This is a genomic window from Comamonas sp. 14P8.1.4 (assembly GCF_057799285.1).
In genome coordinates this window covers 476,344-489,576 of sequence record NZ_JBYOKN010000001.1, presented here as the reverse complement: position 1 = coordinate 489,576, position 13,233 = coordinate 476,344, and the positions used below count along the sequence as shown (strand labels likewise).

12 protein-coding genes are annotated in these 13,233 nt (G+C 61.2%); 5 read left to right on the top strand and 7 right to left on the bottom strand.

The features are described 5' to 3' along the window. Position 1: 1 nt before the first annotated feature. From AC27VO_RS02265 to AC27VO_RS02250, 4 genes are all read right to left on the bottom strand, one after another. A complete protein-coding gene (locus AC27VO_RS02265; protein ID WP_488665081.1) occupies positions 2 to 673 on the bottom strand; it encodes an amino acid ABC transporter permease in 672 nt (223 codons plus the stop codon). A gap of 3 nt (positions 674 to 676) precedes the next feature. Further along, positions 677 to 1,432, bottom strand: a complete 756-nt coding sequence (locus AC27VO_RS02260) for an amino acid ABC transporter permease (protein WP_488665080.1) — start codon at positions 1,430 to 1,432, stop codon at positions 677 to 679. Positions 1,433 to 1,537: 105 nt separating this feature from the next. Then, positions 1,538 to 2,434: an amino acid ABC transporter substrate-binding protein gene (locus AC27VO_RS02255; RefSeq protein ID WP_488665079.1), complete on the bottom strand. Its 897-nt coding sequence runs from the start codon at positions 2,432 to 2,434 to the stop codon at positions 1,538 to 1,540. 318 nt (positions 2,435 to 2,752) lie between these two features. Beyond that, complete coding sequence (locus tag AC27VO_RS02250; RefSeq protein ID WP_488665078.1) at positions 2,753 to 3,703, bottom strand: LysR substrate-binding domain-containing protein; 951 nt, start codon at positions 3,701 to 3,703, stop codon at positions 2,753 to 2,755. Positions 3,704 to 3,901: 198 nt separating this feature from the next. On the opposite strand from AC27VO_RS02250, the gene AC27VO_RS02245 reads away from it, so the two are divergent. From AC27VO_RS02245 to AC27VO_RS02230, 4 genes are all read left to right on the top strand, one after another. After that, positions 3,902 to 4,459: a TRAP transporter small permease gene (locus AC27VO_RS02245; protein ID WP_488665077.1), complete on the top strand. Its 558-nt coding sequence runs from the start codon at positions 3,902 to 3,904 to the stop codon at positions 4,457 to 4,459. After that, the gene (locus AC27VO_RS02240) at positions 4,456 to 5,754 is read left to right on the top strand and encodes a TRAP transporter large permease (RefSeq protein WP_488665076.1); all 1,299 of its coding nucleotides are present in this window, start codon (positions 4,456 to 4,458) and stop codon (positions 5,752 to 5,754) included. Before AC27VO_RS02245 ends, AC27VO_RS02240 begins: the two co-directional genes overlap by 4 nt. 165 nt (positions 5,755 to 5,919) lie before the next feature. Continuing rightward, complete coding sequence (locus tag AC27VO_RS02235; RefSeq protein ID WP_488665075.1) at positions 5,920 to 6,957, top strand: DctP family TRAP transporter solute-binding subunit; 1,038 nt, start codon at positions 5,920 to 5,922, stop codon at positions 6,955 to 6,957. Between the two features lie 324 nt (positions 6,958 to 7,281). Continuing rightward, positions 7,282 to 7,779, top strand: a complete 498-nt coding sequence (locus AC27VO_RS02230) for a hypothetical protein (RefSeq protein ID WP_488665074.1) — start codon at positions 7,282 to 7,284, stop codon at positions 7,777 to 7,779. Between the two features lie 71 nt (positions 7,780 to 7,850). Here the strand turns inward: AC27VO_RS02230 and AC27VO_RS02225 are convergent, their stop codons facing one another. The 3 genes from AC27VO_RS02225 to AC27VO_RS02215 all read right to left on the bottom strand — a co-directional run bounded on the left by AC27VO_RS02225 (position 7,851) and on the right by AC27VO_RS02215 (position 12,627). After that, on the bottom strand, positions 7,851 to 9,683 hold the full coding sequence (locus AC27VO_RS02225; protein ID WP_488665073.1) for a Na/Pi cotransporter family protein: 1,833 nt from the start codon (positions 9,681 to 9,683) through the stop codon (positions 7,851 to 7,853). 138 nt (positions 9,684 to 9,821) lie between these two features. Further along, on the bottom strand, positions 9,822 to 10,763 hold the full coding sequence (locus AC27VO_RS02220) for a 2-hydroxyacid dehydrogenase (RefSeq protein WP_488665072.1): 942 nt from the start codon (positions 10,761 to 10,763) through the stop codon (positions 9,822 to 9,824). Between the two features lie 43 nt (positions 10,764 to 10,806). Then, positions 10,807 to 12,627, bottom strand: coding sequence for an ABCB family ABC transporter ATP-binding protein/permease (locus AC27VO_RS02215; RefSeq protein ID WP_488665071.1), 1,821 nt, complete (start codon positions 12,625 to 12,627; stop codon positions 10,807 to 10,809). A 43-nt stretch (positions 12,628 to 12,670) separates the two neighbouring features. Between AC27VO_RS02215 and AC27VO_RS02210 the strand changes: the two genes are divergently transcribed. Beyond that, positions 12,671 to 13,123 (top strand): acyl-CoA thioesterase, encoded by a 453-nt coding sequence (locus AC27VO_RS02210; protein WP_488665070.1) that lies wholly within the window; start codon positions 12,671 to 12,673, stop codon positions 13,121 to 13,123. The last annotated feature ends 110 nt before the right edge of the window (positions 13,124 to 13,233 follow it).

The following is a 13,233-nucleotide window of genomic DNA, read 5'->3' as shown; positions in this document are numbered from 1 at the left end:
ATCAACGGATGATGGCGATCTTTTTGTGCAGCCGCTTGACCAGATACGACAGGGCAAAGCAGATCACAAAGTAAATAACAGCGGCAGCCAAATACGCTTCCATGGGGCGGCCATAGTTCTTGCCCGCCACTTCAAAGCCCTTGAGCATGTCGTAAGCGCCAATCGCATACACCAGCGATGTGTCCTGGAACAAGATGATGGTCTGCGTCAGCAGCACCGGCAGCATGTTGCGGAAAGCCTGGGGCAGGATCACCAAGCGCATGTTCTGGCCATACGTCATGCCCATGGCCTGGCCTGCATAGACCTGACCACGCGGAATCGACTGGATGCCCGCGCGCATGATTTCGGAGAAGTACGCCGCCTCAAAGGCGATGAAGGTGATGATGGCCGACAGCTCCGCCCCGATGGGCTTGCCAATGACCAGCGGCACCAGCAGAAAGAACCACAGAATCACCATCACCAGCGGGATGGAGCGCATGCCGTTGACATAGATGGTGGCGGGCACATCCAGCCACTTCTTGCCCGACAAACGCATCAGTGCCAGCAACGTGCCAAAGAAGATGCCGCCCAAGGTGGCGATCACCGTCAGCATCACGCTGAAACCCAGACCCTTGATCACGAAATTGCTGATCAGGTCCCAGTTGTAAAAAGACCAATCTAAAGAGAAGTTCATGGCTTAGTGACCTCCCGACGCAGTCGGTGCAACCATGCCGGGCACGCGCGAGCGTTTTTCAATGAAGGCCATGATGCGGTTGATGGTGAAGGCCGAGATGATGTACAGACCCGTCACCGCCAGATACACCTCAATGCCGCGCCCAGTCTCTTCCTGTGCCTGCATGGCGAACATGGTCAGCTCCGTCACCGACACGGCAAACGCCACCGATGAGTTCTTGAAGATGTTCATCGTCTCGCTGGTCAGCGGCGGGATGATGATGCGAAACGCGTTGGGCAGCAGCACATAGCGGTAGGTTTGCCAGGTGGTAAAGCCCATGGCCATGCCCGCATAGCGCTGGCCACGTGGCAGTGCCTGAATGCCCGAGCGCAGCTGCTCCGCAATACGTGCCGACGTAAACAGACCCAGCGCAATCACCACCAGCGTAAAGCCCGAGACGGACTTCATCGACGGGAAGATCGCTGGCACCACGTGGTACCAGATAAAAATTTGCACCAGCAATGGAATGTTGCGGAAGAACTCCACCCACGCATTACCAAAACGCACCGTCCAGGGGCGGTTTTCCAGGGTACGCAGCGTACCAATCACCACACCCGTGACCAAAGCCAAAATCAAGGCCAGGAGCGAGACGGATACCGTCCAGCCCCATGCCGACAACATCCAGTCCAAATAGGTGATGTCGCCATCTTTGCCAAAGCAGCCTTCGCGCAATTCGCGGTCCAGCGTGTCCTGGCAGAACATTTGCCAATCCCAATTCATAGGATTTCCTTCCAATTACCCAGCAGCAGCATGTGGGGACATGCCGTCCAACAGAAAACGCCCCGACCCGCAGAGCAGCAGTCGGGGCGTTCAGCGGATCAAAAATTACTGGTTGTAATCTTCTTTAGGCTTGTTGTTGGGATGGTTCCAGGCGTTCTTGGTCGCTTCCGACAAAGGCAGGCCCACCGCCACGTTCGCTGGAGGGATAGGCTGGATGAACCACTTGTCCCACAGCTTGGCCAGCGTGCCATCCTTGACTTGGCGAGCGATCGAATCGTTCACGGCCTTCAGGAAAGCGGGGTCGTTCTTGCGCACCATGCAAGCGATTGGCTCGGTGGACAGCGGCTCGCCCACGATCTTGAAGTCCTTGGCGTTCTTGGACTTGGAGATGTTGCCCGCCAGGATGGAGCCGTCCATCACAAACGCATCGGCACGGCCTGTTTCCAGCAGCAGGAAGCTGTCGGCGTGGTCCTTGCCCATGATGTTCTTGAACTCAATGCCTTCAGCGCGCTTGTTCTGGCGCAGCAGTTGCACCGATGTGGTGCCTGTGGTGGTGGCCACGGTCTTGCCGTTCAGGTCCTTGACATCGTTGATGCCCGACTTGGCGTTCACAGCAATGCGCACTTGCTCCACATAAGTGGTGTTGGCGAAGTCCACATCCTTTTGGCGATTCAGGTCATTGGTGGTGGAGCCGCACTCCAGATCCACCGTGCCGTTCACCACCAGGGGGATACGGTTTTGCGAAGTCACGGGCTGGTACTTCTTCTCCACTTTCACGCCCAGTTGCTTGGCGATGTCCGCAGCCACGTTTTCGGCCATTTCCGTGTGGAAACCCACGTACTTGCCATCGCCCAGGGTGTAACCCAGCGCGCCCGAGGATTCACGCACACCCAGCGAAATGCTGCCAGATCCCTTGACCTTGGCCAGCGTGTCATTCGCCTGCGCCATGGCGCTACCCGTTGCCAGTGCCATCACAGCTACAGCCAGCAAATGTTTCTTCATACAGTGCTCCTCAAATCAATCTTGGTGAACCAGCCGGCCCTGCGCTCGCAGCATAGGGTCATGCATGTTGTACATAATCTGCCACACATTGTCATATGTGTGACAGGAATTACCGCCCTCTCACATCGCCAAGCGGAATGACTTCCATCGTAAAAGGTTCAAACTTGTTTCACGCACAAGTTTGCTCCGTACAAACCCTTGGTTGGCGCATTTTTTCTGTCCAAACACCGGGCCATAAAAAAAGCGACCTCCCAATCGCCTCGGGAAGTCGCTGTGCCAGAGAGGGGTATACCCCAGCTTTTGCAAGCTTTGTGCCAGCTAGCTGGCTTTGCCTTGTTCCTGCTCCGCCGCCAGTTGCTGCAAAAAGCTCCACAGCGCCTCAACCACGGTCTTGGCGGCGTCTTTGCCGGTGGGCTTTTCGCGGTACGCCAGCACATCCATGGGCAGCTGGAACTTGCTGGAGCCAGCTGGCACGGCACTGACCAGGCGCCCGCTGGCCAATTCGTTGCGCACGGCGCTGTAAGGCAGAAATGCCACGCCGTGGCCTTCGATGGCCATGGCCTTCAGGCCTTCGGCCATGTCGGTTTCATAGACACGCTCCAGGTGCACCGGCATGTCGGCTTCTTTCAGCAGCAGCTCTGTCAAGCGCCCCAGATAGGCGCCAGGGCCGTAAGCCAGGAAGGGCAGCGGCTCACCCGCCGTACCCGGCAGCATGAACATGGGCTGCCCATGGGCATCCGGTTTGGCATACGGTGCCAGCAGCTCTTCACCCAGGCGCACCATTTCATAGCGCGAGGTGTCCAGCTGGAAAGGCTGTGAGCTGTGGTGATAGGCAATCAGCAGGTCACAGCCACCTTCCACCAGGCGCATTACGGCGTCGTGCACATTCAGCGCAATCAGGCGGCTTTTGAACGAACCGAACTGCTCCTGCACCTGTGACACCCAAGAGGGAAAGAAGGTGAAGGCCAGCGTATGCGGCACGGCAAAGCCGACCATGCCCTTGTCGCTGCTGGAGTGGGCACGCAGCATCGAGCGCGTGCTTTGCAGCGACTGCAGCATCTCCAGGGCCTGGTCGTACATGGTCTTTCCCGCAGACGTCAGACGCGTCGGGTAAGAGCTGCGGTCCACCAGATCGGTGCCCGCCCATGCTTCCAGCGCCTGAATACGGCGTGAGAACGCGGGCTGCGTCACATGGCGCAGTTGGGCGGAGCGGCTGAAACTGCGCGTTTCAGCCAGACTGACAAAGTCTTCAAGCCATTTTGTTTCCATACCGCAGATTATCGCCTTGCCGCAATCTGACGCTTGGGGACGTTCCGCATAGGCAAGGTCAAGGAAAGCTCCAATAATGCATTACGCGTTCTGGCACCCATCCGTGCTAGGGCTCAGCGTCCGGCGGCGCGTGCACAACACCACCTGTTCCGGAATCGCACTAGCTTCCCGTATTGCTTCTGTTACCGATTCCGCGACATGCCCCATCCCACACCCAGCCCGGCTCCTGAAGCCGAAGGCGCTGACGAGCCACGTGCCCTGCGCATTGAAGATTGGCTCACCGTCATCATCATGGCCTTGCTGGCCTTGATCACGTTTGCCAACGTACTGGTCCGCTATTTCACCGACGCCTCGTTTGCGTGGACCGAAGAAATCTCCATCTTCCTCATGATCTTGCTGGCCATGGTGGCCGGTGGCGCCGCTGTGGCGCGCGATCTGCACATCCGCATCGAATTTCTGACACGCCGCGGCAGTGCAGCACGAAAAAAGGCGCTAGCCCGCCTTGGCTCTGCGATGGTAGCTCTGCTTTTCATATTGATTGCGGTGCTCAGCGCGCGCATCGTCTGGGACGATTGGCGCCATGAGGAGAGCTCGCCCGGCATTGGCGTGCCGCAGTGGTGGTATTCCATCTGGCTGCCCATTTGCTCGCTGGCCATCACCGCGCGCGCACTGGGGTTGTGGCTGCGCCAGGGCCGTGCCACGTACGAAGACACCGTGGAAGACACGGACACCGCCACCGACAAGGAGCAAGCATGATCGCCACGCTGCTGTTTGTTGCCTTTTTGGTGCTGATGTTTCTGGGCGTGCCCATCGGCGCTGCCCTGGGCCTGGCCGGCGCAGCCTGTATCGCGCTGGCGAATGCCGATGTGCAGTGGTTCGGTCTGCTGGCCGTGCCGCAGAACTTCTACGCAGGCTTGGGCAAGTACCCGCTACTGGCCATTCCCATGTTTGTGCTGGTGGGCTCCATCTTTGACCGCTCGGGCGTCGCCGCGCGGCTGGTCAATTTTGCGATTGCGATTGTGGGCCGTGGTGCGGGCATGCTGCCGCTGGTGGCGATTGCCGTGGCCATGTTCCTGGGCGGTATTTCGGGCTCCGGCCCGGCCAATGCCGCTGCCGTGGGCGGGGTGATGATTGCGGCCATGGCACGCGCCGGTTACCCCAACAGCTTCTCGGCCAGCGTGGTGGGCGCAGCAGCGGCCACCGATATTCTGATTCCACCTTCGGTGGCCTTCATCATTTACTCGGTGCTGGTGCCAGGGGCCTCCGTGCCGGCCTTGTTTGCGGCGGGCATGATTCCCGGCGTGCTCGCGGGCCTGGCGTTGATCGTTCCCGCTGTGTGGATGTCGCGCCGTCACAAGATGGGCGCGCTGGAGGCTTCCCTGCCCCGCCCTGCGCTCTGGAAAAGCTTCAAGGAAGCCATCTGGGGCCTGACCGCACCGGTGCTGATTCTGGGCGGCATGCGCGCCGGCTGGTTCACCCCGACTGAGGCCGCAGTGGTCGCCGTGTTCTACGGTCTGTTTGTGGGCATGGTGATTCACCGCACCATCAAAGTGCGTGATCTGTTTCCCATCCTGCGCGAGGCGGGCGAGCTGTCGGCGGTGATCTTGCTGGTGGTCTCGCTGGCCGGTATTTTTGCCTTCTCACTGTCCACCCTGGGCGTGATCGACCCGGTGGCCAAGGCCATCGTCAACTCCGGTCTGGGCGAATACGGCGTGCTGATGCTACTGATCCTGCTGCTCATCACCGTGGGCATGTTCCTGGACGGCATCTCCATCTTCCTGATCTTTGTGCCGCTGCTGCTGCCCATCATGCAGCACTACGGCTGGGACCCCGTGTGGTTTGGCGTCATCCTCACGCTGAAGGTGGCGCTGGGCCAGTTCACCCCGCCGCTGGCGGTGAACCTCATGGTGTCTTGCCGGATTGCCAATGTGCAGATGGAGTCCACCATCCGCTGGGTCATCCCCATGCTGCTGGCCATGTTTGTGGTGATGCTGCTGGTGATTGCCTTCCCGCAACTGGCGCTGTGGCTGCCAGCCCAACTGGGCTATTGAGCCACCGCGATGGATCGATTGAACCGTGCCCTCTGCCTCGCACGCGGTAGAGGGTTCACACCAGCGCAACGGGGCGGCCCTGGCGCGGTGTCTGCGAAGGGGCCGCCGTACTTTTCCGTGCCGTGGTTTCACGCAACACAACGATTTTTAACCCAGGAGACCCCCATGCAACTGCGTACCTTTCTGACCGCTACGGCGGCAGCTGCCACCTTGCTCACGCTCGGCCTGCCCGCAGCGCACGCCCAGGCCAAGTACAAGAGCGAATACCGCCTGTCCATTGTGCTGGGCACGGCCTTCCCCTGGGGCAAGGGCGCAGAAATCTGGGCCAACAAGGTCCGTGAGCGTACCCAGGGTCGCATCAACATCAAGCTCTATCCCGGCACCTCGCTGGTACAGGGCGACCAGACGCGCGAATTCAGCGCCATTCGCCAGGGCGTGATCGACATGGCCGTGGGCTCCACCATCAACTGGTCGCCCCAGGTGAAGGCGCTGAATCTTTTCTCGCTGCCCTTCTTGTTCCCCGACTACGCGGCAGTAGACGCCGTGGTGCAAGGCCAGGTCGGCCAGGAAATCTTCAAGACCATCGACAAGGCGGGTGTGCTGCCACTGGCCTGGGGCGAGAACGGCTACCGCGAAATCTCCAACTCCAAGCACGCGATTGCCAAGCCTAAAGATCTGAAGGGCCTGAAGATCCGCGTGGTCGGTTCGCCACTGTTCCTGGACACCTTCACCGCCTTGGGCGCCAACCCCACGCAGATGAGCTGGGCCGATGCGCAGCCCGCCATGGCCAGCGGTGCTGTCGACGGCCAGGAAAACCCCGTGCCCGTGTACATGGCCGCCAAGCTCAACACCGTGGGTCAAAAATACATGACCCTGTGGGGCTACATGAACGACCCGCTGATCTACGTGGTGAACAAGGACGTGTGGGCCAGCTGGACACCGGAAGACCAGGCCATCGTCAAGCAAGCCGCGCTGGATGCCGCCAAGGAGCAGATCGCCATTTCGCGCAAGGGCACGATGGAAGCTGACAAGCCGCTGATCAAAGACCTGGCCGGCCTGGGTGTGCAGGTGACCGACCTGAACGCCGAACAGCGCAAGGCATTTGCCGATGCCACCAAGGGCGTCTACACCAAGTGGAAGCCCCAGATTGGCACCAACCTGGTCGATATGGCCGAGAAAGCCATTGCTGGGCGCAAGAAGTAATTGCGCACAGCGCCACACAGACAAGGGAGCCTTCTGGCTCCCTTTTTTTCACCCGTGGCAAGCCGAGGCTTCGGTGGACTGCTGCCGCAATAACCGTAGCTGGTAGCGCTTGCTGCACCAAGACTTGCGCCACTTTTCATGCATAACGGCTTCGAACGCCATCGCGCATGCATCTCCCTACAAACAAGGGTATTTACCTATATTCACTATAGTTTCGCTCCCATGCCGGATATACATCAACCCCCCAGTGCTGCATTCCCGCAGTGGCATCGCCCCCGCTTGGCGTCTGGCGCGGTGTTTGTTCCCCTGTTCTGAGAGTTCTGGATGTCTTCCGCCCCGTCCCCCATCACCACCGCGTCTCCTGCACCCCAGCGTGCGCTGCAAGAGGGCCGCTTCACCTCGTCGGCCCTGCTGGCGGTGTATCTGATGGTGGGCTGTGCGCTGGCACTGGTGGCGTTGTTCGGTGTCGGCTATGCGCCGCAGCTGAGCAATGAGATGGTGCTGCTGTCCTATGTCGCCATGCTGGCCATGCCGCTGTGGTTTGGGCTGGGTGCCTGGGCGCTGAAAAAATACCAGCGCAAGACACAGCCCCATGCGCACAGCCTGCATGCTGGACTACCCCTCATGCCCGAGGATGAGGAGCCCTGGGAGCTGCATGCGTTCTGGGGCCACCCCTCAGCAGTTGCCACGCGCGTGCCTGCGCCCGTTCACACGGCGTCCGCCAGCACGCCCGCGCCCAGCACTGTGCGCGCTGCCCCACAGCGCCCGGTGTCACTGTTTGGTGCCCACCAATCGGCGTCGCGCAGCTTGCTGGACCACTAAAACCATAGCTGCCTACGCTTGATACACAAGCGCTGACAGCTTCTTTGGGCACTGAACCCAGTGCCCGCACTTCACAGCGGCTGAATCAGCGGCGCATCGCCCATCAGCAACTGCTGCTGGCGCGCCAACTCGTGGCCTTCGCCCAGCAACAGCACCTGGCGCAGGCCCTGAATGATGGTCTGGGCAAAGCCCAGATCGTTCATCAGTGAGCTGGCCGTCAGGCCGTCGAGCAAACCACCCCGAATCGACGCAAACAGGTGCTTGCGGAACTGAGACTCAAAAGCCGCCACCGAGGCATCCAGGGCCTGCAGCTCCAGTGCCCACTGCGCCTGCGGCAGCTCTGACACGCTGAGCACACGCATGTCCTTCAAGGTTTGCAACATGTACATGCGCAGCTCCAGGTAGCTGCTGCGCGCGGCATCATCATCAGGGGCTTGCAAAAACCGGTGCATATTGCGCTGCAAGCGGTGTGCATCCTTGACCGCATCCACCAGCTGAAACGCGGCCACCTGGCTGCGCTGCCAGAACGCCTGCTGCGCCCCATCCAGCGGCTGCACCATGCTGCCCATGAATTCCAGCAGATCGGCATACACGCCTTTGATGTGGGTTTGGTAGAGCACATCGGCGTTGATGGCCTGCTGCTGCAGGCGGATACGCAGCTGGGCATCTTCGCGCTCCAGCGTGCCGAGAGCCGTATGCGGTGCGTACACCGCATGCGCCACGACCTCCAGGGCCAGCCGCCCCATATGCTGCAGCTCTTTAGAGACGGCACTGCTGGCACTTTCCACGGTTTGCAGCGCTGTTGGCTGCAGGTAGCGGGCCCGCGTGGTGTGCGCCACTTGGGGGCTGCCCGTGGCAATCAGCACGGCGGGCTCCTGCGTATCGGCCAGCCAGCGCTCCAGCGCCCGCGCCAGCTGCGGCTGGAAAGGCCAGAACACCAGCACTCCCATCAGGTTGAACAGCGTGTGAAACATGGCCAGCTGAATCAGGGTGTTGTGGCCCATGCCCATCCAGCCCGTGGCCAGCGTGACCGCCCACGTCATGGGTGCCAGCAGGAAAAACGCAATCACCGCCGTGGTGCCGTTGAACACCACATGCGCCACGGCCAGGCGCTGACCGCTGCGGGCACTGCCAATCATGCCCATCACACCGGTAGAAACGGCCGAGCCTACGTTGGAGCCAATCGCAATCGACAGCGCCTGCGTCAGCTCCAGCTGCTGGCTGGCCAAGGCGGCCAGCGTCAGCATCAAGGTGGCGTGGCTGGACTGCAGCACCACGGTGATCAGCGTGCCCACGGCAATAAACAGCAGCACCCCGCGCGTGCCTTCAGCGCTGTAGCGGTCCAGGCGCAGATCACCGAAGCTGGAAAAACCTTCTTTGATCTGGTCAATGCCGAAAAAGATCAGCGAAATACCGAGCAGCAAACGGCCAATGGCCTTGCCCTTGTCGCCCGAAAAACCCAGCAGCACACCAAAGACCAGTAGTGGCATGGCCAGCTTGGCCATGCTGATGTCTTGCCCGGCCAATGCCAGCAGCCAGATACCACTGGTCGCGCCCAGATTGGCCCCCAGCAGCACCGCAATACTGCCCACCAGGGTGATCAAACCAGTGCTGAGAAACGCAATGGTCAGCAGTGACACCAGGGTGCTGGACTGCAACACGAATGTGGCCACCATGCCAAACAGCAAACCTTTGAACGGCGTGGCCGTGCTGCGGGACAGCCATTGCTCCAGCTTGCCACCCGCCAGGCTTTTAAGGCCATGCTCCAGGTTCTGCATGCCAAACAGAAATAAGGCCAGACCGGCACACAGCACGAGCCAGCCGGTGCTGTACCAGAATGACCAGGCCAGCGCCGCAAAGGCCAGCAGCACCAAGGAGTGTTTGGAATAGACGGGGCTGAGCACGTCGCACCTCTGCAATGAAACGTTATTGAAGCGAGTGCGACGCCGCTCTTGGCCGCCGCCGCCCGCTCCCCGCAGGTGTGCACCGGTGTTCAAGCCCTCTACGTCGCAAAGCTTCGCAGTGTAGGGCGCAGGCCGTTTTTAAATCGGGGTCACCAGGGGCTGGCCGGCGAAATAGTGCAAAGCGTTGTCCAGGAACAAATCCACGGTGGCCTGCACGGCCTCGGGCGACCATCCCGCCACATGCGGGGTGAGCACGACTTTGTCGCTGTCCAGCAGCGCAGCAGGCGGCAGCGGCTCGCTCTCGTACACATCCAGCCCTGCGCCGGCCAAGCGGCCGTCATGCAGTGCGGCAGCCAGCGCCGCCGTATCGACGACCGAGCCACGCGCAATATTCACCACATAGGCCTGGGGACCCAGCGCTTCCAGCACCTGCGCGTTCACCAGATGCCGGGTGCCTGCACCGCCCGGTGTCGCCACCACCAACACATCGGCCCATTGGGCCAGCGCCAGCAGGCTGTCGAAGTAAGGGTAAGGCATGCCAGCCTTAGGCTGGCGGTTGTGATAGCCCACGGGCATGTCAAACGCCTCGGCACGGCGGGCAATCTTTTGGCCAATGGTGCCCAGGCCCAGAATGCCCAGGCGCTTGCCCGACACATTGGGCGGCAGCGGAATGTCATTGCGCCACACGCCCTGGCGCGTGAGCTTGTCCAGACGCACCACGCCGCGCACGGCAGCGATCACCAGCCCAAACGCGTGGTCAGCCACGCAGTGGTCGTTCGTGCCCGCCCCGTTGCTCACGGCAATGCCGCGGGCCTTGGCATGGGCCACGTCGATATTTTCATAGCCGGCACCCAAAGAGCCGATCCAGCCCAGCTGTGGCATGGCATCAATCTCTGCCGCCGTCAGACCGATCGCGCCCACGGTGAGCACCGCCCGAAAGCTGGCACCGTGCTGCGCCACCGCCTGCGCCCGCAGCGCCGCCGTGGGGGCGTAGTGCACCACGAACTGCTGACTCAGCTGCGCCAGGTGCTCGGTGGACAAAACATGCAAAACCAACAAATCGGGTTTAGAGGCAGACATGGCAAGCGCTTTCAGCTATCAAATATTCAAAAGAGGTGAAGGCTTATTCTGTGGCCTCTGCGCTTTGCTGCAGTGCCCACATTTCGGCATAGCGGCCGCCTTGTTCTAGCAAAGCGCTGTGTGTGCCGCGCTCCACAATCTGCCCGGCATCCATGACCAGAATCTCGTTGGCATCCACCACGGTAGACAGGCGGTGGGCAATCACCAGCGTGGTTTTGCCTTCCGCAGCACTGGCCAGTTCTTGCTGGATGGCGCGCTCAGTCCGGCTGTCCAGCGCTGACGTGGCTTCGTCAAAAATCAGAATCGGGGGGTTCTTGAGCAAGGTGCGCGCAATGGCCACACGCTGCTTTTCACCGCCTGAGAGCTTCAAGCCCCGCTCACCCACCTTGGTGCCATAGCCCTGCGGGGTGGAGGCGATGAAGTCGTGAATGCGCGCGGCCTTGGCTACGGCCTCGACCTGCGCCTGGGTGGCCCCGCTGCGGCCATAGGCGATGTTGTAGGCCACGGTGTCGTTGAACAGCACCGTGTCCTGCGGCACGATGCCGATCGCGCGGCGCACGCTGTCCTGGCTGACCTCGCGGATGTCCTGGCCCGCGATCGTGATGTGCCCGCCCTGTACGTCGTAGAAACGGTAGAGCAGCCGCGCCAGCGTGCTCTTGCCGGCCCCCGAGGCCCCCACCACGGCCACGGTCTTGCCTGCGGGCACTTCAAAGCTCAAGCCCTTCAAGATGGGGCGTGCCGGATCATAGGCGAATGCCACATGCTCGAAACGCACGCTGGGCTGGCCCTGCAGCTGCAAAGGCTGCGCGCCAGGTGCGTCAGCCACCTCACGCTCTTTGTCCATGAGCGTGAACATGCGCGAGAGGTCGGCCATGCTTTGCTTGATTTCGCGGTACAGCGTGCCCAGAAAGTTCAGCGGAATGTACAGCTGGATCATGAAGGCGTTGACCATGACAAAGTCACCCAGCGTCATCTCACCGGCCACCACGCCTTGCGTGGCACGCCAGAGCATGGCCACCAGCGCAGTGGCGATGATGAGCTGCTGGCCACTGTTGAGCATGCTCAGCGTGCGCTGGCTTTTCAGGCGCACACGGCGCAGCTCACGCAGGTTTTCGTCGTAGCGCTGCGCTTCAAAGTCTTCGTTGTTGAAGTATTTGACGGTTTCGTAGTTCAGCAGCGCATCCACCGCCTTGCTGTGCGCGGCCGAGTCCTGCACATTGGCCGCACGGCGAAACTGCGTGCGCCACTCGGTCACCTTCACGGTGAAGGTGATGTAGCACAGCAGCGCCACGGCCGTGATGGCGGCAAAACCCTCATCAAAGGTGAACGCCAGAATACCCAGCACCAGCACCATTTCAATCAGCGTGGGCAAGATGCTGTAGAGCGAATACGAGACCAGCGATTCGGTGCTGCGCACACCGCGCTCAATATCACGCGTCATGCCGCCGGTCTGGCGCTCCAGGTGAAACCGCAGACTCAGCGCATGCAAATGCCGGAAGGTGGTGAGCGCAATCGAGCGCGCAGCGCCCTGCGTGGCCTTGGCAAACACCAGATCGCGCAGCTCAGTAAACAGCGAGGTGGCAAAGCGCAGCGCGCCATAGGCCAGCAGCAACCCCACGGGGACCACCAGCAGGGCTGTGGGATCACCCGCTTTCACATCCAGCGCGTCCACCAGCTGCTTGAGCAGCAGGGGCACGCCCACATTGGCCAGCTTGGCCCCCACCATCAGCAGCAGCGCAACCAGCACCCGCCACTTGTAGTGCCACAGATAGGGCAATAAACGGCGCAGCGCCGACCATTCGGCGGCATTAGCCACGTTCGCTGCTGAGGGTTCTGAAGAATGTGCTTCACCGCTGCGTCGCATGGGGGACAATTCTGGGTTGTTTTAGTTGCCCGGATTGTCTCCCATGCCCCGTTCTCCCGTTCTGCCCAGCGTCGCATTGCCCACCGACAAGGCGTTGATCCTCAAAGTGGTCCCCATGCCCGGCGACTGCAATGCCAATGGCGACATTTTTGGCGGCTGGGTCATGTCGCAGGTGGACTTGGCCGGTTGCACCCTGGCCATGCGCCTGGCTGGCGGCCGCATGGCCACTGTGGCGGTGAAAGAGTTTGTGTTCAAGCAGCCCATTCGCGTGGGCGACGTGGTGTCGCTGTACGGCTGCGTGACCCGCGTGGGCCGCACCTCGGTGACGGTCGATATCGAGGTGTTTGCCGAACGCATGATCCGCCAAGGCGAATACGTCAAGGTGACCGAGGCGGTGCTGACCTATGTGGCCATTGATGCCGAAGGCAATCCCCGCCCGCTGAATACGCCTGCGCCGGAAGAAGAGCCAACGTCCATCCTGCCCCAGCAGGATTGAGCCACGCGCGCTGCCCTGTGCGGGTGGCCGCCATGCTGCCCATAAAAAAAGCCCAGCACGGCAGTGACTGGGCTTTTTTGTGCGGTGCGCAGCTGGCACACGCCGATGCG

What these genes read in the sequence shown, in the direction of transcription:
- AC27VO_RS02265 (WP_488665081.1), bottom strand. Translation starts at nt 673, where the DNA reads ATGAACTTCTCTTTAGATTGGTCTTTTTACAACTGGGACCTGATCAGC.
- AC27VO_RS02260 (WP_488665080.1), bottom strand. Translation starts at nt 1,432, where the DNA reads ATGAATTGGGATTGGCAAATGTTCTGCCAGGACACGCTGGACCGCGAA.
- AC27VO_RS02255 (WP_488665079.1), bottom strand. Translation starts at nt 2,434, where the DNA reads ATGAAGAAACATTTGCTGGCTGTAGCTGTGATGGCACTGGCAACGGGT.
- AC27VO_RS02250 (WP_488665078.1), bottom strand. Translation starts at nt 3,703, where the DNA reads ATGGAAACAAAATGGCTTGAAGACTTTGTCAGTCTGGCTGAAACGCGC.
- AC27VO_RS02245 (WP_488665077.1), top strand. Translation starts at nt 3,902, where the DNA reads ATGCCCCATCCCACACCCAGCCCGGCTCCTGAAGCCGAAGGCGCTGAC.
- AC27VO_RS02240 (WP_488665076.1), top strand. Translation starts at nt 4,456, where the DNA reads ATGATCGCCACGCTGCTGTTTGTTGCCTTTTTGGTGCTGATGTTTCTG.
- AC27VO_RS02235 (WP_488665075.1), top strand. Translation starts at nt 5,920, where the DNA reads ATGCAACTGCGTACCTTTCTGACCGCTACGGCGGCAGCTGCCACCTTG.
- AC27VO_RS02230 (WP_488665074.1), top strand. Translation starts at nt 7,282, where the DNA reads ATGTCTTCCGCCCCGTCCCCCATCACCACCGCGTCTCCTGCACCCCAG.
- AC27VO_RS02220 (WP_488665072.1), bottom strand. Translation starts at nt 10,763, where the DNA reads ATGTCTGCCTCTAAACCCGATTTGTTGGTTTTGCATGTTTTGTCCACC.
- AC27VO_RS02215 (WP_488665071.1), bottom strand. Translation starts at nt 12,627, where the DNA reads ATGCGACGCAGCGGTGAAGCACATTCTTCAGAACCCTCAGCAGCGAAC.
- AC27VO_RS02210 (WP_488665070.1), top strand. Translation starts at nt 12,671, where the DNA reads ATGCCCCGTTCTCCCGTTCTGCCCAGCGTCGCATTGCCCACCGACAAG.